The 20,805-nt window shown below is 56.5% G+C and carries 18 protein-coding genes; 16 read left to right on the top strand and 2 right to left on the bottom strand.

Translation table 11 applies throughout. From position 1 onward, the window contains the following. The first annotated feature begins 276 nt into the window (after positions 1-276). The 3 genes from Q4D85_RS02515 (at position 277) to manA (ending at position 4,035) form a co-directional block, all read left to right on the top strand. Positions 277-1,662, top strand: coding sequence for a phosphomannomutase/phosphoglucomutase (locus tag Q4D85_RS02515; RefSeq protein ID WP_303197985.1), 1,386 nt, complete (start codon positions 277-279; stop codon positions 1,660-1,662). Positions 1,663-1,782: 120 nt separating this feature from the next. After that, on the top strand, positions 1,783-2,799 hold the full coding sequence (locus tag Q4D85_RS02510; protein ID WP_303197984.1) for a hypothetical protein: 1,017 nt from the start codon (positions 1,783-1,785) through the stop codon (positions 2,797-2,799). 42 nt (positions 2,800-2,841) lie between these two features. Continuing rightward, a complete protein-coding gene (gene manA, locus Q4D85_RS02505) occupies positions 2,842-4,035 on the top strand; it encodes a mannose-6-phosphate isomerase, class I (protein WP_303197983.1) in 1,194 nt (397 codons plus the stop codon). On the opposite strand, the gene Q4D85_RS02500 is transcribed toward manA, so the two are convergent. Continuing rightward, complete coding sequence (locus Q4D85_RS02500) at positions 4,036-4,725, bottom strand: hypothetical protein (RefSeq protein ID WP_303197981.1); 690 nt, start codon at positions 4,723-4,725, stop codon at positions 4,036-4,038. A gap of 510 nt (positions 4,726-5,235) precedes the next feature. Here Q4D85_RS02500 and Q4D85_RS02495 point away from each other — a divergent pair. The 9 genes from Q4D85_RS02495 to secA all read left to right on the top strand — a co-directional run bounded on the left by Q4D85_RS02495 (position 5,236) and on the right by secA (position 16,527). Then, positions 5,236-5,598, top strand: a complete 363-nt coding sequence (locus Q4D85_RS02495; protein ID WP_303198127.1) for a DUF4259 domain-containing protein — start codon at positions 5,236-5,238, stop codon at positions 5,596-5,598. 182 nt (positions 5,599-5,780) lie between these two features. Continuing rightward, entirely contained in the window at positions 5,781-7,256 is a 1,476-nt protein-coding gene (gene ahcY / locus Q4D85_RS02490; RefSeq protein WP_303198125.1) for an adenosylhomocysteinase, read from the top strand. A gap of 59 nt (positions 7,257-7,315) precedes the next feature. Then, positions 7,316-7,930, top strand: coding sequence for a dTMP kinase (locus Q4D85_RS02485; protein WP_303197979.1), 615 nt, complete (start codon positions 7,316-7,318; stop codon positions 7,928-7,930). Between the two features lie 223 nt (positions 7,931-8,153). Further along, on the top strand, positions 8,154-8,828 hold the full coding sequence (gene mtrA / locus Q4D85_RS02480) for an MtrAB system response regulator MtrA (protein ID WP_047261395.1): 675 nt from the start codon (positions 8,154-8,156) through the stop codon (positions 8,826-8,828). A 74-nt stretch (positions 8,829-8,902) separates the two neighbouring features. Beyond that, positions 8,903-10,471: an MtrAB system histidine kinase MtrB gene (gene mtrB / locus Q4D85_RS02475; RefSeq protein WP_303197978.1), complete on the top strand. Its 1,569-nt coding sequence runs from the start codon at positions 8,903-8,905 to the stop codon at positions 10,469-10,471. Then, positions 10,471-12,213 carry an MtrAB system accessory lipoprotein LpqB gene (gene lpqB, locus Q4D85_RS02470; RefSeq protein ID WP_303197977.1) on the top strand — a complete coding sequence of 581 codons (1,743 nt, stop codon included), beginning with the start codon at positions 10,471-10,473 and terminating at the stop codon, positions 12,211-12,213. The genes mtrB and lpqB overlap by 1 nt, the downstream gene beginning before the upstream one ends. Before the next feature lie 30 nt (positions 12,214-12,243). Beyond that, positions 12,244-12,921, top strand: a complete 678-nt coding sequence (locus Q4D85_RS02465) for a ComF family protein (protein ID WP_303197976.1) — start codon at positions 12,244-12,246, stop codon at positions 12,919-12,921. A 138-nt stretch (positions 12,922-13,059) separates the two neighbouring features. Continuing rightward, positions 13,060-13,716: a ribosome-associated translation inhibitor RaiA gene (raiA, locus tag Q4D85_RS02460; protein WP_303198123.1), complete on the top strand. Its 657-nt coding sequence runs from the start codon at positions 13,060-13,062 to the stop codon at positions 13,714-13,716. A gap of 234 nt (positions 13,717-13,950) precedes the next feature. Then, positions 13,951-16,527 carry a preprotein translocase subunit SecA gene (gene secA / locus Q4D85_RS02455; RefSeq protein ID WP_303197975.1) on the top strand — a complete coding sequence of 859 codons (2,577 nt, stop codon included), beginning with the start codon at positions 13,951-13,953 and terminating at the stop codon, positions 16,525-16,527. A gap of 17 nt (positions 16,528-16,544) precedes the next feature. Here secA and Q4D85_RS02450 read toward each other — a convergent pair whose 3' ends face one another. Next, a complete protein-coding gene (locus Q4D85_RS02450; protein ID WP_303197973.1) occupies positions 16,545-16,973 on the bottom strand; it encodes a hypothetical protein in 429 nt (142 codons plus the stop codon). Positions 16,974-17,155: 182 nt separating this feature from the next. Between Q4D85_RS02450 and Q4D85_RS02445 the strand changes: the two genes are divergently transcribed. The 4 genes from Q4D85_RS02445 (at position 17,156) to Q4D85_RS02430 (ending at position 20,745) form a co-directional block, all read left to right on the top strand. Continuing rightward, entirely contained in the window at positions 17,156-17,566 is a 411-nt protein-coding gene (locus tag Q4D85_RS02445; protein ID WP_303198120.1) for an HAD-IA family hydrolase, read from the top strand. Beyond that, positions 17,566-18,072, top strand: coding sequence for a hypothetical protein (locus Q4D85_RS02440; RefSeq protein ID WP_303197971.1), 507 nt, complete (start codon positions 17,566-17,568; stop codon positions 18,070-18,072). Before Q4D85_RS02445 ends, Q4D85_RS02440 begins: the two co-directional genes overlap by 1 nt. 149 nt (positions 18,073-18,221) lie before the next feature. Next, complete coding sequence (locus Q4D85_RS02435) at positions 18,222-19,286, top strand: ferredoxin reductase (protein WP_303197970.1); 1,065 nt, start codon at positions 18,222-18,224, stop codon at positions 19,284-19,286. A gap of 172 nt (positions 19,287-19,458) precedes the next feature. After that, positions 19,459-20,745, top strand: a complete 1,287-nt coding sequence (locus Q4D85_RS02430) for an acyl-CoA desaturase (protein WP_303197969.1) — start codon at positions 19,459-19,461, stop codon at positions 20,743-20,745. Positions 20,746-20,805: the final 60 nt, after the last annotated feature.

Here is a 20,805-nt window from a genome sequence, read left to right as displayed (position 1 = left end):
TCACGCTAAATCGTCGAGCGCGTTGACAAACAGCCGGGCGGTTACTTGGTTCGCGGAGTTTTAAAACGGCGTTTTCGTTGAAGTTATCGTCGGCATTTTGAGTGGCAGCTGTAGGCGTGGTTGCTGGTGCAGACTGGGGGTGTTGGTTTAGGTTTTAAAAATCGGTGGCGCGATTATGCATCGTGCAATCAGGTGGGTGCGGGAATTACCGGTTGAACCGGGTAAAATTATTCCAGTTGTGATTTATCAACTTAATTGGATACTTGTTAGGAAAATATGCGCACCCGTGAATCTGTCACTGAAATCATTAAAGCCTACGATGTTCGGGGCATAGTGGGGGAACAAATAACCAGCGATTTTATCTACGATGTCGGCGCCGCCTTCGGCAACCTTATGCGGGCTGAACAGGAGACAACGGTGGCGATCGGGCACGATATGCGCCCCAGCTCCCCGGAACTTGCCCAGGCCTTCGCTGATGGGGTGCGTTCCCAAGGTTTAGATGTCGTCATGGTGGGTCTTAGCAGCACGGATCAGCTGTATTTCGTTTCCGGCGTGCGGGATATTCCAGGTGCGATGTTTACCGCTTCGCATAATCCGGCGGAATACAACGGGATCAAAATGTGCCGCTCGGGGGCACGCCCAGTGGGGCAAGAAACCGGGCTGGCTGCCATCATCGACATGCTGGTTGCGGGCGTTCCGCTTTTCGACGGCGAGCCAGGCGGGCAGGTCGCCGAGGACTCCTTAGCCGCCTACGGTGAGTTTTTGCGGTCCCTGGTGCCGCTATCCGATATTCGACCGCTGAAAGTTGCAGTTGATGCCGCAAATGGCATGGCAGGCCACACCGTCCCGGAAGTTTTCCGTGGATTGCCATTAGAGATCATTCCGCTGTATTTCGAATTGGACGGCACGTTCCCGAACCATGAGGCTAATCCGCTTGATCCCAAGAACCTAGTCGATCTTCAGAAATTCACCGTGGAGGTCGGTGCGGACATCGGATTGGCCTTCGACGGCGACGCCGATAGGTGTTTCGTGGTGGATGAAACCGGCAACCCAGTAAGCCCGTCGGCGATTTGCGGGCTCATCGCCCAACGCTATTTGGCGCAGCAGCCCGGGGCAACCATCATCCATAACTTGATTACCTCAAAGGCGGTTCCAGAGATCATCGGTGAATCCGGTGGCCAGGCAGTTCGTACCCGCGTTGGGCACTCGTTTATCAAAGCTAAGATGGCTGAGCACAATGCGTTATTCGGTGGGGAGCATTCCGCGCATTACTACTTCCAGGATTTCTTCAACGCCGACTCCGGAATCCTCGCGGCCATGCACGTCCTTGCGGCGTTGGGGCAGGTGGATCAACCCCTCAGCGAACTCATGCATCAGTACGATCGATACCACGCTTCAGGTGAGGTGAACTTCCGGTTGGATTCGGCTGACCAACAATTAGAGCGCACCGCAGCTGTCCTGGAGGCGTTTGCGGATCGGACGGATAGCGTCGACAAGCTCGACGGGGTAACCGTCGACCTGAAAGATGCGCCTACCTGGTTTAACCTACGTGCCTCTAATACGGAACCGTTGCTGCGGTTGAACGTGGAAGCGAAAACGCCGCAGGCCGTGGCTGCCCTTGTTGCGGAAATTAGTGAGATCATTCGTCCCGCCAGCCACTAGGCATTCGGTCTAGTCAGCGGGGTCGGCGCGCCGGGTGTTTGCCAAGGTTATGCGCATGGCTAACCCCGGTTTTTATAGCGCAACGCGCTCATGTCGCAGTGATGCGTAGGATAGCAAGGTATGAATGGATATGACCCTCTTGCGGTCGCGTTTTACGACATCGCCCACGAAGGAGCACAGATCCGAGCGATCGCAGGCGCAATCGAATCCTCTATCGACCCAATCCCTGATGCATTCGGGGTGACTCGTCCGGGCCTGGCAAGTCTGGCTGGGGTGCGCGCCCGCAGCATCATCTTGTTGTGCGCCGATGATCTCAGCACCAAATGTGCGCAGCTAGCGGTGACTATGTCGCAACCATTGGCGGTGCCGTTAGTGGTCACAGACAGTCTGCCGGGCTATATAGGTGCGCTTGATGTACTGATCGTCTTGAGTGAAAAAGGCGAGGACCACGCCATTGCCCGGGCTATGTCCCATGCGGTGACTCGTGGCGTGCCGACCATCCTGGTGGCACCGGGGGAGTGCCCGTTAGCGACCAACGCGCCCAACCGAGCCATTATCGTTCCACATTTGCCCAATAGCGTAGGCCCAAGCCCGATGCGCGGTTTGTGCGCCGTGCTCGCCGTGTTGGAACTAGCGGACTTCGATGCGCTGCTTGTGGTGCAGAAACTTCATGACTGGGCAGCGGCGGTTGATGAGGAGCTGGAAAGCTGTTCCCCTGAACGCGATCAAGTGGTCAACCCTGCCCGGCAATTATCCCAGTTGACCGGCACTATTGTGCACAGCGCGCTTCACCCAATTGGGCGTGCGGTGGCGGACGTGGTTGCCACGTTGTGGACGATGAACGGTCGGGTGGGTTCCGTGCTTTCCATGCCGGAATTAATTCAAGCGCAACGTAATTTTCCGCAGGCACAAACCGATATTTTCTACGATCCGTTACTCGATCCACGCCCCGGCCTGCTACCGTTGAAGGCCGTTGTGTGGTGCGCGCCGGATAACCAACCGCCTGGCCCGCCAGGTTCAGTTTCGGTGACGATGTCGTCGCCGCTTGCCCCTAGCAGCGTTTTACGGCTGTTAACGCGAGCATTCGCCGCCACCGCATTTTTTAGTGTCGACAGTGCCGATTCCGCTGAATACTAGCCGGGAACGTACTGGAAAAAGTAGAAAGACTGACGTTTTTTCATGTTGCTTCTTCGTCCACGCACGCAAACCTACCCGTGGGGTTCAAAAGATCTCATCGCCGGTTTGCGCGGGCGCACAGCCGCCTCACACCCCGAGGCAGAGCTTTGGTATGGTGCCCACCCTGGCGGTTCAGCCACCGTTGACAACAGGTCACTCACCGCCATTATCGCCGCCGATCCGGAGTACCATCTTGGGGCTTCGGTGCGCCAGAAATACGGCGACCGGCTGCCGTTTTTGCTTAAAATTCTCGCCGCTGCCGAGCCCTTGTCACTTCAGGCTCACCCTTCGCTGGATCAAGCGAAAGAAGGCTTCGCTAGGGAAAACGACGCGGGCATTGACGTTCGGGCACCGCATCGAAACTATAAAGACGATAACCACAAGCCGGAACTGATCGTCGCACTGACCAAATTCCACGCCATGGCGGGATTTCGGCCGCTTGCCCGCACCCATGAGCTTTTCGACGCGTTAGGGTGTCCCACCCTCGATCGGTGGGTCGGAATTGCCGAGGGGGAGGGCAGCGAAACCGATCATTTGCGCGCCCTTTTTACCACCTGGATTTCCATCCCCGCGACCGTGCGCAAAGAGCTTATCGACGACATAGTCGCCGCCGCCCGTCGGGTGGTGGACACATCCGAACGGGAGGCCACCGGCAGCAAATCGTGGATCATTGACACGTTGCGCAACATCATCGAACTTGATGCCCGCTATCCCGGCGATGTCGGGGTGCTCGGAGCTTTGTTGCTGAACTACGTAGTGATTGAACCCGGGGAAGCTGTGTTTTTACATGCGGGCAATCTCCACGCCTACTGCCGGGGCTTGGGTGTGGAAATCATGGCCAATTCCGATAATGTGCTGCGCGGCGGATTGACCTCTAAGCACGTTGATGTCCCAGAGCTGGTGCGGGTATTGGATTTCCGCGCGGTGTCAGATCCCCGGATTGAAAGCACGGGCGGATGGTTCCGCACCCCGGCCGAGGAGTTCGCCCTGGCCAAACTGGATGTTGACGGCACCGCCGAATTATCCTGCCGGGGGCCGCGGATCGCATTGTGTACCGCTGGCGAAGTCTCGGTAGCGGTCGGGGATGCCACGGCACAATTAAACCCCACCCAGGCTGTGTGGATTGCCGCTGGTGAAAGCGAGCACATCACAGTTTCTGGACGGGGTCAGTTGTTTATCGCAACCGTGAATGAATAGTTAATTCAGATCCGTCGGCTCCGCGTTAGTCGATGGCATTGCCTCCGGCGCGGGTTCCCAACCGCCGGACGGCTGCACGGCATCGGAATTACTTGTCGATTCCGTGCTGCTTGGCCCTGGGGTCGATGTTGGCGGAACGGGTTCGTTAGGAACGTTGTTTGGTGGAACCGGCGGCTGTGGCGCTGGCGGAACCGTTGTGGTTGTCGGCGACGGTGTCGCCTGCGGTGCCGGGGGTTCTACCCGATCCGTGGTGGTAGTCGTCGGTTGACTATCACGATTACCAGGCTTCGGATTCTCACGATTATTCTGCGGTGAGCGCGCAACTGATTCGGTTTCAATTGCAACCGGAGGAACAAACGTGTTTACCGTGGTGGTGGCAGATGGTTGGGAAATGCGCTCAGGGGCGATATACGCCCGAGGAGGCAGTAGGGGATCATTGACAACATCCTCGCTCAAATTAGGCGTGGCAACCGGGGTCGGCTTTTGTGGCTTCTTTTCCGGTGCGGAAGATGCAGTCAATTTTTCAGGATTCCCCGCAACCAACGACGGAGCAACACCTGCTTCATTGGCCGTGGTAGATGACCTAGTTGCAATGCTACTTTGCCATACCACAAGCCCAACAAGTGCCGCGATTGCGAATCCGGTAGACACGATCGCAAAGAAACGGCGGGTGGTAGACCCACTATTCATAAGCGCCTCTGCTTCCTTCAAGTCGCTGTCTTGCTAGTGCGAAGTGATCATTTTCGTAAATTTTGTTAACTCTATTGAAAGCTGTCACTAGGAGTGGCAGCAGATGGAGAATGAAACCTGTGTGAACTTTGCGAAATAAAGCGCAAGTTTTCATTTTCCACTGATCGACCTTAACACAAACGTTATAGAACGGGGGGAAGAAGATTGGCTGCTTTGATAAAAATTAGCTAAGAAAATCTTCCCTGTGAGGTCGGTCTATATTGTCTATAGGGCTGGTCAGGCTGGGCGTTACGGTTGTATAAAGGGCTATAGGGAGATTTGTGCAACAAAAACGCAACGACTAATACGCAAACGCAGGTCATTCAGTGGAGGTGCGGCTGCAGATTATATGTAACATGAGTTCTACTAACGTCGAAAAGCTCGATACAACGACACAAACAATCAAACTACTTCCGCAGAAAACATGCAGTAATGCAGGCGGATTCGGACTAACTGAAAGCGGTGACCATCATGGCTGCCTGGGACATTGAAGTCTTTAGCAGAGAAACAAATGTAGATTTTTTGGACGACCTGGCCAACCTCGATTCAGAAGATATTGTTGAGGCAGTAGAGGACGCCTGCCAACTAGTGGTTAATGGTGATCCCACTGCGGAGGAAATCGATAATGGACAGTGCGCGGCAACCATCGCCGCTATCTGGGCGGGTGCCCCGTTCTCCGCGAGCGAAACCGCCGATGAATACCCATTTATCCGTGAACTAGTGGGAAGTACGTCCGAAGAACTCGCCGAAAACGCGTTAGTCGTACTGCAGGCTGTAGGTGACACGGACGATGAAGACATTGATGTCGAAGCGTTCATTGAAGCCGTAAGCTAGGTGCCGCACCTGTGCGGATGTGCGCAGTTTCCACCTGCGTTGGCGTCGACAAGCTTGCTAAGGTCACGCTGCGGTAGTGTGCACGCGTTGGGCGGTGCAGACTATAGTGATTCAGCGAAGCAAATAGCGGCAATCGCTATCATCCGCAGCTAAAAACCATGAGAAAGTCGAGCCGACGCGCCATGAGCACCACCACCGCAGAATCCAGCCCCCGCGATCACTCCAAGAAGGACTTCAAGGTCGCTGACCTCTCACTCGCTGAGGCTGGCCGCCACCAGATCCGCCTGGCCGAATACGAAATGCCCGGACTCATGGCGTTGCGTGAGGAATACGCCAGCGAACAGCCGCTCAACGGTGCCCGGATCGCCGGTTCGATCCACATGACCGTTCAAACGGCAGTATTGATCGAAACCCTCGTCGCCTTAGGCGCTGAGGTCCGGTGGGCTTCCTGCAATATTTTCTCCACCCAGGACGAGGCGGCGGCGGCGGTCGTTGTCGGCCCTACCGGCACCCCGGACAACCCGCAGGGCGTGCCGGTTTTTGCGTGGAAGGGCGAAACCCTCGACGAGTATTGGTGGTGCATCAATCAGATTTTCAGCTGGGGCGAGGGCGTGTTGCCGAACATGATCCTCGACGACGGCGGCGATGCAACCATGGCTGTTATTCGCGGCAAGCAGTGGGAAGAAGCCGGGTTGGTTCCGCCAACCGAGGCGGGCGACTCGGACGAATTCATCGCCTTTAAAAACACCCTGCGCGAAGTTCTCGCTGCCGAGGGCCCGAAGTGGGCCGCGATTGCCGAAACCGTCAAGGGTGTGACCGAAGAAACCACCACCGGTGTGCACCGGCTGTACCACTTTGCTGAGGAAGGCGTGCTGCCGTTCCCGGCCATGAACGTCAACGACGCGGTCACGAAGTCGAAGTTCGACAATAAATACGGCACCCGCCACTCGCTTATCGACGGCATCAACCGCGCAACCGACATGTTGATGGGCGGAAAAAACGTACTCATCTGCGGTTACGGTGACGTTGGAAAAGGCTGCGCGGAAGCGATGGCCGGTCAGGGTGCCCGGGTGAAGGTGACGGAAGCGGACCCGATTAACGCCCTGCAAGCCTTGATGGATGGCTTCCCGGTTGTTCAGGTGGAGGACGCGATCGCCGACGCGGACATCGTGATTACCGCCACCGGGAACATGGGAATCATCACCTTTGACCACATGCTGGCGATGAAGGACCACGCGGTATTAGGAAACATTGGTCACTTCGACAACGAGATCGACATGGCATCCCTGCTGCACCGGGACGATATTTCTCGGGTAACCATTAAGCCACAGGTAGACGAATTCCACCTGCCCAATGGTCGGGCGATTATCGTCTTGTCGGAAGGCCGCCTGCTTAATCTGGGTAACGCCACCGGCCACCCAAGCTTCGTCATGTCCACGTCCTTTGCGGATCAGACCATCGCACAGATCGAACTGTTCCGTAATACCGGCCAGTACCAGAACGAGGTCTACCGACTACCGAAGATTCTGGACGAAAAGGTCGCCCGTATCCACGTGGAAGCCCTCGGCGGTGCGATTACCGAATTGACCAAGGAACAGGCCGAATACATCGGGGTGGATGTCGCAGGCCCGTACAAACCAGAACATTATCGCTACTAGTTAGAAGCAACACCGTAGATGTTGCAGCATGTCAAACGTGTAGGTTTGGTGGCTTAAACGTGATTATCGCTATTGAAGGAATCGACGGCGCGGGAAAGAATACGCTGGTTACGGCGCTCGTCGAAAAGCTCGATGCAACCGTGACCTGTTTTCCCCGCTATGCGGATTCCATCCACGCCCAGTTGGCACAGCGCGCCCTCTATGGGCAGATGGGTGACTTAACGGATTCCGCCTACGCCATGGCGACGTTGTTTGCCTTGGATCGCCACGAGGCGTTGCCGCAATTGCGCCGGTTCGCCCACGCGCCTGAGGTATTACTGTTGGATAGGTACGTTGCCTCCAATGCTGCCTATTCCGCCGCGCGCACCCGTAACGCCGAAATGGTGGATTGGGTGGCGGATCTGGAGTTTAACCAACTCGGGTTGCCCGTGCCGAACCTGCAAGTATTGCTCAATACCCCGCCGGAGCTTGCAGCGCAGCGGGCGAGCGTGCGCGAGCAAGAGGATGAAACCCGAACCCGTGACCGTTATGAATCCGATTCCGGATTGCAGCAACGAACCGCAGGCGTCTACCAGACCCTCGCGGAGAGCAATTGGTATTCGCCGTGGATTATTGCCCGGCCGGAACAAGACGTTGCTGAGATTTCGGAACAGATCGTCGCGGCGGTGTCGTAACCCAAGGTCGGTGCGGCCTGGTCGGCCACGTTATGCTAATACGGGCGTTCATATATAAACTCCATAGATAATGAAATAATTGCATAATTAATCACGTGGCTTGGTTGAACGCCTTTTAAGCGCATCACGATAACGTGCGTCGGTGCGCTACAGAAGCGTTTGGCCCAGCCGCGGGGTTAATTGCCCCTAATCGACATCTTCGTCTTATCCGGTGGAAGGAACCATGCCTCAAAAGATTCTCGTTGTTGATGATGATCCGGCAATCTCCGAGATGCTCACGTTGGTCCTGAGCACCGAAGGGTTTGACTACGTTGTAGTAAACGATGGTGGCCAGGCCGTGGGGGTTTTCCAACGCGAAAACCCCGATTTGGTGCTGCTTGACCTCATGTTGCCAGGAATGAACGGCATTGATATTTGCCGCGCTATTCGCCAAGAATCCACTGTCCCAATTGTCATGTTGACGGCAAAGACCGACACCGTCGATGTGGTGTTGGGGTTGGAATCCGGCGCCGACGATTACATCTCCAAACCATTCAAACCAAAGGAATTGGTTGCCCGCGTGCGTGCCCGGCTGCGCCGCACCGAAACCACCGCCACCGGCAGCATTGAGGTGGGGGATTTACTTATCGACGTCCCAGGCCACTCCGTCACCCGAGGCAATGAAGAGATCTCTCTCACCCCGCTGGAATTCGATTTGCTTCACGAACTCGCCAGCAAGCCGGGCCAGGTTTTCAGCCGCGAAGAGCTGCTGCAGCGGGTATGGGGTTACCGTAACGCTTCCGATACCCGCCTGGTGAATGTTCACGTGCAGCGCCTGCGGGCAAAGATTGAGAAAGATCCGGAAAACCCACAGATCGTGCTCACCGTTCGGGGAGTGGGCTATAAGACAGGGGAGTAATCACTATTTTTACTTCTCTCACCGAGCCGCTGGTTAAACTACGATCCCGGTTTGTCACCCGCTGGCGCAGGTCCTTGCAATACCAAGTCATTGGTTCCATCTTTGCTGCCTGCGCAGTGGTGATGATTATTCTGTCCTACGTTCTGGTGTCGTTGGTGACGCAGCGGCTTATCGACGCCAAACTAGACATCGCCAACGCCGAGATCGATCGCGCTCGGGTGGCGGTGGAACAGCAAATCGAAGCGACCGCTACATCATCTAGCGTTCAGGTTCGGTTGAATTCCGCCCGCACCGCGCTGACCGCCCGGTCGAATAACGCCGCCGACGTACAAGCCGCCTACGAGCCGGTTTTGGTGGTGGAAACCCCGGACAATTCCGTGATCGTCGCGCCGGAAAACTATCGGATTCCGGACCGGTTACGCAGCTTCGTCAGCCAGGGACAGATTTCCTACCAATTTGCCACCATCGACCGGATCGATGGCACCAGCTACAAGGCAATGATTATCGGTTCGCCCACCCAAACCGATATTCCTAATCTTCAGGTCTATCTGGTGCTGTCGATGGAAAGCGAACAAGCCACACTATCGATGCTGCGCGGTGTGTTCTCCGCCGCGGCCATTGCCCTAGTGGTCATGCTGGTGGCTATCACCTGGCTGCTTATCCAGCAGGTGATAACGCCGGTTCGCTCTGCAAGCCGCATTGCGGAACGCTTCGCCTCCGGCCACCTCCGCGAACGCATGGGGGTGGATGGCGAACACGAAATGGCCCGACTTGCCATGAGTTTTAACTCCATGGCTGAATCGCTGTCGAAGCAAATTAACCAACTGCAGGAATACGGCAATCTGCAGCGCCAGTTCACCTCGGACGTATCCCACGAGCTGCGTACCCCATTAACCACGGTGCGCATGGCGGCCGACATGATCAATGACCAATCGGAGGAACTCAACCCCGCACTGCAACGCGCGAGCGAACTCATGGTGCGGGAATTGGATCAATTTGAAAGCTTGCTCAACGATCTGCTGGAGATTTCCCGCCACGACGCTGGCGTCGCCGACTTGGCGGAATCGACCCTTGATATTCGTTCCTGTGTCGACTCCGCGTGGGACCAAACCTCGCACCTGGCTGACGAGCTCGGGATAACGGTCAATATCGACATGCCGGAGGAACCGGTCACGATCACCGGTGATCCGCGCCGAATTGAGCGAATCCTGCGTAACCTCCTGGCCAATGCCATCGACCATTCGGAAGGCAAGCCAGTGGACGTGAAGGTTGCGGAAAACGACGATGCCGTCTCCGTGGCCGTGATCGACCACGGGGTCGGGTTGAAACCCGGCCAGGAGGATTTGGTATTCAATCGGTTCTGGCGGGCAGATCCATCCCGGGTGCGGCATTCCGGCGGCACCGGATTAGGATTGGCGATCTCCCATGAAGACGCCCAACTCCACGGCGGAACCCTGGCGGCGGCCGGTAAACCCGGATTGGGTTCCTGCTTCCGGCTGACCCTGCCCCGGGTGCCAGGCAAACGCTACGACGAAGACCCACTGCCGCTTTCCGACAAAAAACCTGATATCAGCGAACAACCGACCGAAGAGCTGCCACTCGTGGTGTTACGCGGCGTGGAGCTTGCCAAGGAGGACGGCTAGTGAAATCGCAGCAGATAGCGCCGAAGATAAAACGAACGGTAACCGGGGTGGCCCTGATCGCGTCGATAAGCACGGTCGCTGCCTGCGCATCGCTGCCCAGCTCTTCCGAGCCGCAAGCGCTGCGCAGCGTCGAAGCCGCCAGCCCCACCACCGACCTTGGGCCGATTCCGGGCCGGGAACCCGACCTATTGTTGCGGGACTTCTACGCGGTAAGCGCCAGCCCATCGCAGCAGTATCAGCAGGCCCGCAGCTTTTTAAGCGACAACATCAAACAAGAATGGTCGCCGGGCCCCGAAATTGTCGTCTTGGATCGCATTGACATGAGCTCCAATCCGAGCACCGATGCCAATTCTGTCTCCTATACGGTCACCGGTACCGTGGTGGGCACCATCGCCGAAGGCGGTGCGTATAACCCCAGCAATGACGAGTACCGCGCCACCGTCACCTTAAGCAAGGCTGACGGCGAATGGCGGGTCTCTGATCTGCCCAATCAGGTTGTGGTGGAACGCACCGAATTGCGGAACCGCTATACCCCGAAGAATCTCTACTTTTTCGACCCGAGTGGCACCACCTTGGTCTCCGACCGCAGGTGGATTTACTCCGGGAATAAATCGTTGGACTCCGCCCTCATTTCACTTCTGCTCGCTGACCCCTCCGCTGTGCTGCGGCCCGGCGTTCTTAACGAATTCCCCGAAACGACAGCGTTTACCGGCATGGAAGACGGGGTGTACAAATTCACCGGCGGTTCCACCATGGACGAAACGCAGCGGCGTCGACTGGCGGCGCAATTGGTTTGGACGCTTGCGCTTGCGGATATTTCCGGGCCGTATCGATTCGAAATGGACGACGAGCCGCTTGTCGGGGAAAGCGGAAATACGCAACTGACGGTGGAGGACTTCCCGGAATTCAACCCGCAAGCCCCCGGCGCATCCTCAGGCACGTTGTATGCATTGACGGGCGGCAAGGTTTCCCGGTTTAGTGGCGGCAACGCGAAACAGCTGTCCGGCTTCCTTGGAACCACTGGAAATATCGAGTCCCTGGATGTGTCCGCCACCCTCGACGTTGCGGCCGCGGTGGTTGCCACGGGAGAGCGGGAAAACAAACGTTCGCAGTTCCACATCGGGCCAATCGAAGGCCAGATCACAAAGCTACTAGAAGCAACCACGCTGTCTAAACCCACCTTTGAAGGCAATACCCAAGCGGTGTGGACCGTCGTCGACGGCACCACGGTGCTGCGGGTGGCGCGCAGCGCATCAACCGGTGAGATCGCCCAAACGGAAGTTGACACCACCGAATTGGGTGAGCAACACGGCGACATTTCCGTACTCCGGCTCTCGGCAACAGGCGTGCGGGCCGCCTTCATCATCGACGGTCGGGTCTATACCGCCACCGTAACCCGCCCGACGGCTGGCGAACGCAAGCTCACCAACGTTCGGGAATTAGTGCCGGTGGTGGGCGATTCCGCCATCACGCTGGAGTGGGCATTAGACGATTCGTTGTTGGTAGGCACTGCAAGCGCGGACACCCCGGTGTGGCGCGCTGATGTCGATGGCTCCTCGGCAATAGCCCTGTCGTCGGGCAATATTGTCGCCCCGGTGGTGTCTGTGGCAGCAAACGGTTCGACCATCTTTATCACCGATGCTCGCGCGGCCCTGCAGTTGGGAACCGCCGGTTCCACCGACTACTGGCGCGAAGTACCAGGTTTAGAGGGGTCCCGCAGCGTCACCATCGTGCCACGCTGACGATAACGAGGCAAAAGGAGTGCGACGTCGGTGTTGGGAGACCGAAATGGCCGAAGCCTCCGAGGGCACCTGGCAGCCGCCGTGGAATTGCTCCTGCCCCGCAGCTGTGCTGGTTGTGCGGCTGCCTACTCCCCAGAGTTCGGCTCGCTATGCCGCGCCTGCCAGCAACAATGGCGGGCGTTACCGCAACGGATTTCCACCCGGGTTGATCCATTAATACCGCTGTGGTCATTGGGTGCCTTGGGTGGCGCGCGCCGCCAGACCATCATCAACCTCAAAGAACACCATCGCAGGGACGTAATCCCGGCCATCGGCGCGGTTCTGGCCGCGGCAGTAGCCTACCTGCAGGCGCGAGGTGAAGTGGATCCAGAGATCGTCCTTGTTCCCGCGCCGACGAAACCCTCGGCGGCCCGCAAACGTGGTGGCGATGTGGTGGCGGCCGCCTGCCGTGCAAGTGGCATCCCGGTGGCAGAATTGGTGCACACCACGGAGTCGGCGCGAGAATCGGTGGGGCTGAGCGCGATCGAGCGGAAGCATAATCTTTCGGGGGCGGTTCGGGTGGATATGCAAGCTGTGAAAAACCTAACTGGTCATGTCCTGCTTATCGACGATGTTGCGACAACGGGGGCGACCATTTCCGCGACGGTTATGGCGTTGAACTGCGCCGGAATTAAGGTTCGGGGGGCACTAACTTGGGCGCATGCCTAAGAGGGTGAATAGAAGCATGGCACAAATGTTATGACCAGCGTATGCTTGGGAGTGGAAGTTGAACCCGCCACTGAAGGTGGGGTGAGTAATCCCACTCATATTCCTACCGAGGCGGCCGACACAGGAAGGCACGTGATTATGACCACGCCTGCTGGTAACGAGTCCCTGAGCCCAGACGTCAAGGTGACCATCACCGGACGTAACGTTGAGGTTCCGGAGCACTTTGCGGAACGGGTACACAATAAATTAGCCAAGATTGCACGGCTAGACCCGACCCTCACCTTCTTCCACGTAGAGCTACAACACGAGCGTAATCCGCGTCGCGCAGACGAAAGCGACCGGATTCAGATCACGGCAACCGGCAAGGGGCACATCGCCCGCGCCGAGGCAAAGGAAGATTCCTTCTACGCGGCGCTCGAAACCGCACTTTCTCGGATGGAACGGTCCTTGCGCAAGGTGAAAGCTCGTCGATCCATTTCTTTGTCCGGCCACCGCACCCCAATCAGCACCGGTGAGGCAACCGCCGGTCTGGTCATGGAGGCCGAGGAAGTCCGCGCTGAAGGTCAGTACGATCACGATCCGTATGCGGACCAGGTGGAAGATGTTTTGCCAGGCCAGATTGTTCGTACCAAGGAACACCCGGCTAACCCAATGAGCGTTGACGATGCCTTGTCGGAAATGGAATTGGTGGGACACGACTTCTACCTCTTTATCAACGAGGAAAATGGTCAGCCCTCCGTGGTGTACCGGCGTCATGCCTTTGACTACGGTCTGATCTCCCTGGTTACCGAATAAAAAACTTTCGATGCGCCGATTGGTGGAAGTGAGAATGTTGGATTCTTATCGTTAGCTTCCCGCCAGTTGGCGCATTGAAAAAAGAATAAGTGCTAGATCCAAGCTGAGTGAAACTGAAGTAACCAGCTTGGGTTCTTTCTTTTGTGCTTCTTAAGCGTACAATGAAAAAGTTATTGTTAACTGCTAGAAAATCGAAGCAAAAAAGACGCTCTAAGACCAAGTAAAGGATTACTCGTGTTTGGACTTTCCAAGATGCTCCGAATCGGTGAAGGTCGCAAGGTTAAGCGACTGCAAAAGATTGCGGAAGACGTGCTTGCCCTCGAGCCAGAATATGCAGATCTGACTGATGCGGAACTCAAGGCGAAGACAGCTGAGTTTAAAGAGCGAATCGCCGCGGGCGAAACCATCGACGACCTCCTGTTGGAGGCGTTCGCCGTGGCGCGGGAAGCCTCCTGGCGCGTGCTCGACCAGAAGCACTATCTGGTTCAGGTCATGGGTGGTGCCGCCCTGCACTTCGGCGGTGTTGCCGAGATGCGTACCGGTGAAGGTAAGACCCTGACCTGCGTGCTGCCCGCTTACTTAAACGCCTTGGAAGGTAAGGGCGTTCACGTGGTTACGGTCAATGATTACCTGGCTAAGCGCGACGCGGAATGGATGGGGCGTGTCCACCGGTTCCTCGGCCTTGAGGTCGGAGTCATCCTTGCCAATATGAACCCGGATGAGCGTCGAAAAGCGTATAACGCCGACATCACTTACGGCACCAATAACGAATTGGGCTTCGACTTCTTGCGTGACAACATGGCGCATTCCCTTACGGATTTGGTGCAGCGTGGGCATCACTACGCTATCGTCGACGAGGTTGACTCCATCCTTATCGACGAAGCCCGCACCCCGCTTATCATTTCCGGCCCGGCCGACGGCCCCTCCCACCTGTATTCCATCTTCGCTACCCTCGCGCCGAAGATGCGGGAAGGAATCCACTATGAGGTGGACCACCGCAAGCGCACCATCGGCGTGAAGGAAGAAGGCGTGGCCTTCGTGGAGGATCAGATCGGCATCGATAACCTCTACGCCCCGGAAAACTCCCAATTGGTCAGCTACCTTAATAACGCCATCAAGGCGAAGGAACTGTTCACCCGCGACAAGGACTACATCGTCCGGGCTGGCGAAGTCATGATCGTGGACGATTTCACCGGTCGTGTCCTAGAGGGCCGTCGCTACAACGAAGGCATGCACCAGGCCATTGAGGCGAAAGAAGGGGTGGAGATCAAGAGCGAAAACCAGACTCTGGCAACCATCACCCTGCAGAACTACTTCCGCCTCTACGACAAACTCGCCGGCATGACCGGTACCGCCGAAACCGAAGCGGCTGAGCTGTACCAAATTTACAAGCTCGACGTGGTTCCGATCCCGACCAACCGCACCCCACAGCGTGAAGACCTCACCGACCTGGTGTACAAGACCCAGGAAGCCAAATTCGCGGCAGTGGTCGACGACATTGCCGACCGCGTGGCCAAGGGGCAGCCGGTTCTCGTGGGTACCACTTCCGTGGAACGCTCGGAATACCTGTCGAAGCTCCTGCAGCGAAAGGGCATCAAGCACAACGTTCTCAACGCGAAATACCACGCGCAGGAAGCCCAGATTATTGCCAAGGCTGGACTGCCGTCCGCCGTCACCGTGGCGACCAACATGGCTGGCCGCGGTACCGACATCGTGCTTGGCGGTAACCCCGATATCATCGCCGATATTGTGTTGCGTGAGCGCGGGCTCGACCCGATCGAAACCCCCGAAGAGTACGAAGCAGCCTGGGACAGCGAGCTGGCAAAGCAAAAGGCCAAGTCGGAAGAACTGGCGGAAAAGGTACGCAAAGCAGGTGGCCTGTACGTCCTAGGCACCGAACGCCACGAATCCCGGCGTATCGACAACCAGCTGCGGGGTCGTTCCGGCCGTCAGGGCGACCCAGGCACCACCCGGTTCTACCTTTCCATGCGCGACGATTTGATGGTTCGGTTCATGGGCGCAACCCTGGAGCACATCATGAACCGGCTCAACGTTCCGGACGACGTTCCGATCGAAGCAAAGATGGTGGACAACTCCATCAAGGGTGCTCAGACCCAGGTGGAAAACCAGAACTTCGAAATGCGCAAGAACGTGCTCAAGTACGACGAAGTTATGAACGAGCAGCGCAAGGTCATCTACCGGGAGCGGCGTGAGATTCTGGAATCCGCCGACATTGCCGACAACATCCAATCGATGATCGACGAAACCATCTCCGCCTACGTCGACGGCGCTACCGCCAACGGCTACGTGGAAGACTGGGATCTCGAAGGCCTGTGGAACGCACTGGAATCCCTCTACGGTCCGTCCTTCCAGGTGGAAGAACTCATCGAAGGCACCGATTACGGTGCGGCCGGTGAACTTTCCGCCGACCAACTACGCGAAGCCATCCTCGCCGATGCTCATTCGCAGTACGAAGAGTTGGAAGAGGCCATCACCATGATCGGTGGCGAGGCGCAGATGCGGAACCTGGAACGTCAGGTTATCTTGCCGGTGATCGACCAGAAGTGGCGGCTGCACCTGTACGAAATGGATTACCTCAAAGAGGGCATCGGGCTGCGCGCCATGGCGCAACGCGACCCGTTGGTGGAATACCAAAAAGAAGGCGGCGACATGTTCAACGCCATGAAGGACGCCATCAAGGAAGAAACCATTCGCCAGTTGTTCATGCTGCGCAAGCAATTCCAAGCACAGGCTGAAGCGATGGCGGCGCAACGGCTGGCGGAAGAAAACGGCGGGACGCTAGAAGCCTAGACGACGGTTACAGTGGCCTAGACTATCCGCAGACTTTGCATGTGAAATGTGGTGTCTGCGGATTTTCGCAATTTCACCATATAGGCGCAATTCTTGTCGCCGACCGTCACACAACCATAGACATCAATGACCGAATACGTGTCCGTCTCGGCACCTGGTTGCGGGTGAAAGTGGAATGAATTAATGCACAGTTCCTTGCCCCGTACCCCCTCACCTTGGCGCAATCGGGCTGCGACATGGCGGCGGACCTGATCGCTGTAGAGAGTCGGGCGCAACACGCTGAGCGGACGTAGACCAAAAGCACACGACAGCGCAACTGTGATTAATGCACTTGATGCGTGGCGAATGTCGAATGGGACTAATTCCGGTTCTGCGATCTTAAGAATTGATTTAGGGGCAGGTGAAAAAGACTTTAGAGTCGATAGTCCCGGAATGGGTTCGTACATGATGTCCTTCAAAAGATCAGAAGGCTTTCATGCGTGGCAGATGAAATGGAAGAGCTTATTCTTCCACCCCCGAATGTGAGGGTGCTGTACACACTAAAACTGTGCAACAATGAATACCAGTAAATAGGTATTTTTATAAATTGTAAGCCAAAAACTATTGATGCGTGAGGAGATTTGAAGCGGTGCGGGGTTTGATTGTTGATTACGTCGGTGTTCTTGATGGAACCGATGAAGATCAGCGACGGTGGCGCAACGTGTTTGCGGCCGCCCGGGCAAACGGAATCGCGACGGCAGTGCTGTCGAACGATCCGGGCGGCCCGGATGCTGATCCCATTCGGGTGTTAGCCACCCAGGGCATTGTCGATGCTGTGGTCTTGTCGGGTGAAGTTGGTGCTGAAAAGCCAGAGACTGCTGCGTTTCAGGCGGCGGCGGATGCTATCGGCTTGCCGATGAATGACTGCGTGATGGTGGATGATTCCATCGTGAATGTCCGGGGTGCAGTTGAGTCGGGTCTGGTTGGGGTTTACTACCAGCAATTCGACCGCGCCATCGTGGAAATTACTGGGCTATTCGGGATCAAGGGCGATTTCTAGTGCGGGTTTATATTCCAGCGACATTCGAGATGCTGAAGGAACTAAGCGACACCGGCGCGGTGCATGCCCGATCCGGGTGGGGTTTCGCGCTTACCCCTGCCTTGCGGGAATTTTTCATCGAAGGTGACGATGAAGACCTCTCGGAGATTGCTTTCGACGACGCCTCCCGGGCCTCGCTGCGGCTTCTTGCTATCGGCGACGAAACCGCGTTTCCGCACCGCCGGGTTGTTATTTCCGCTGACGTCGATGATGACGTCGTGACGCTGGAATCGGATATGGGGGACTCAGTAGTCAAACTCAAGTCCACCGCCATCGACCTGGAAAAAATTGCCGCCATCCATGTTGATGTTGAATCGAGTGAGCAGGCTACCGCAGCCGCCATCGAAGCAATCGACGCCGCCGACCTTGGTGATGAAGACGCCGAGCTGAAAGTGGGCGACGCCCTCGATAATTTCCTCGCATGGTATGACCCATCAGAATTAAACATCTTGGTCGAATTGATGTAACCATCGACGTAAGACAGCCGCTATCCCGTGCTCCTGTGTGTCAGGAGCACGGGTTTTTGGTTTTCTTCCTGAAAGTTCTTGCGCATCTAGTTACGTAAGCGTAAGCTACGGAGCGGTAAGTTTTGGGTTCAAAAATAGCAAGGGCTTCCATGACACATACAACCACTGACCGGCTAGCCGGGCTGCGTGGCCTACTGAAACGCTTCACAACACCGCTGCTGCCGGATGACTATTCAGTGATGCTCAATCCACTATGGTCCACCCGGGAGCTACGCGGAACGATTAATTCCATTCGCCTTGATGGTGAAATCGTGCACTTGGAAATCACGCCGGGTTGGGGCATGCCAACCATGTTTGAGGCGGGGCAATACATCGGGATCGGAGTAGAGATTAACGGCCGCTACACCTGGCGCAGTTATTCGCTCACGAATACCCCTGGTCAACGCGATGGTCGGCTGTCCATTTCGGTTCGTCCGGTGGAAAAGGGCAAGCTATCAAATCACTTGGCAACCTCCACGCCAGCAGGAACCACGGTTCGCCTGGCTGCCCCGGCAGGTGATTTCTATTTGACTAATCCGCTTCCGAAGAAGCTGGCATTCATTACGGCGGGCACGGGAATCACCCCGGTAATTTCGATGTTGCGCACGCTGGCGGAACGAAACCAGTTCGCGGAAACTGATGTTCAGTTGATCCACTCGGTGCATTCGGAGACGGACTCGTTCTTCGTCACGGAATTACGCGAACTTGAGCGCCAGCACCCGCAGTTGAGAGTGCATATTCAAATCACTGCGGATAGCGGCCGGGTAACGGCGGACAATATTGCGCAGTTCTGCCCGGACATCACCGAACGCACCGTTTATGCGTGCGGGCCGACGCAGATGCTGGACGATTTCCAAGAGTGGGGCAAAAACAATGATGTCCCCGTGCGGGTGGAACGGTTCTCCTTTGAGCGGGATTCCGATGCCCAAGGCGGAACCATTGATTTTGGCAATGGGCGAACCGTTGAGGTTGACGGTGCCACCACCATCCTTGAGGCGGGGGAGAGCATCGGTGTGCAATTGCCGTTCGGTTGCCGAATGGGCATTTGTCACACCTGTACCCGCACGCTTGATAAGGGCAATGCGATTAACCTGGTTACTGGTGAAGAACATGAAGAAGGCGCGCGGCTGCGTACCTGCGTATCAGTGGCGTCGGGAGATATTTGCGTGAGTTGATTGTTGGAAACGACGACGCAATTTTTCCTACAACCACAACAGCATGGGTGAGCTGCTGTACGTAATTGAACCCAACTTACGTCACACAACATAACGAGCGATTGGCTTTTTTAAGCGGACTGCCCCGAAACAACCGACACACCCGTTACTGAAAAGGAGAGTGAATTCTTAGATGGCGATTGACAATATTAAAGCGTATTCGCACTTAACCGACCAGGATATTGAAGAGATCGGTGCCAAGTTAGACAAGATCAAGGCCGATATCACCAATTCGCTGGGCGAAAAAGATGTGGCGTATATTAAAAACCTCATCCGGCTACAGCGTTCTTTGGAGGTCGCAGGCCGCATCAGCTTGATGTTTTCCTCCAAGCGCAGTTTCTGGTTGGCAGGCACTAGTTTGCTGAGCTTGTCCAAGATTCTGGAAAACCTCGAAATCGGCCACAACGTTTTACACGGCCAATGGGACTGGATGAATGATCCGGAGATTCACTCGACCACCTGGGAATGGGATCTTGTGTGCCCGTCGTCGCAGTGGATGCATTCGCATAATTACGTTCACCACACCTACACCAATGTCCTGGGAATGGACAACGATGTCGGATACGGCGTGCTTCGGGTGACCCGCGACAAGCGGTGGACGCCTCTGAACGCCTTCCAGCCCGTGATTAATACCGTCTTGGCGTCGCTGTTCCAATGGGCGGTTGGTTATTATGACGTCGAGATCGGAAAGCTCATGTCGGGCCGTAAATCGTGGGCGGAGACTCAGGAGAAGTTCTGGGAAACCACCCGGAAGGCTGGTCGTCAGACTTTACGTGACTACGTGTTATTCCCGGCGCTGTCCGGCCGGAATTTCAAAACAACCCTTGCGGCCAACGCCACGGCTAATTTCGTGCGCTCCGTCTGGGCGTATGCGGTGATTTTCTGTGGGCATTTCCCAGATGAGGTGGAAACCTTTACCAAGGAACAGTTCAAAAACGAGGATCACAACCAGTGGTATCTGCGGCAGATGCTGGGCAGCGCGAACTTCCACGGCGGTAAAATCCTCACCATTTTGTCGGGTAATTTGAACTACCAGATCGAGCACCACCTGTTCCCGGACATGCCGTCGAACCGGCTGGCTGAGGCAGGCGAGAAAGTGCGTGCGTTGTGCGTCGAATACGACCTGCCGTACAACGTCGACTCGTTCCCGGTGCAGCTGTTTAAGGTGCAGAAGACGCTGTTGAAACTGACGTTGCCGAATAAGTACCTGGTTGCCGACCCGGACAATGCGCCGGAGGTACGCTCCAACCGCGCGTTTACCAAGTACCCTAGCGTCGAAATGCAATTGCATCGCGGTGAGCATGATGGGTTGCGCCGCGGCCTGAAAACCGGTTTGAAGCTGCTCAAGGAACTGCGTCCTACCGCGATGGATGTGGTGATGCACTTCTCCGGCCGCACGCCGAAGCGCCTCGCTCGTTAGGAAACGGCTAGGTCTTCCACACAACCCACCTGAGGGATGAAAACCCCAGGTGGGTTGTGT

Origin of the sequence: Corynebacterium sp., assembly GCF_030532965.1 — a bacterium.
In the GTDB taxonomy this organism is placed as follows: domain Bacteria; phylum Actinomycetota; class Actinomycetes; order Mycobacteriales; family Mycobacteriaceae; genus Corynebacterium.
Note: the sequence above shows the minus strand (reverse complement) of the source record. Positions and strands in the feature narration are given on the sequence as shown.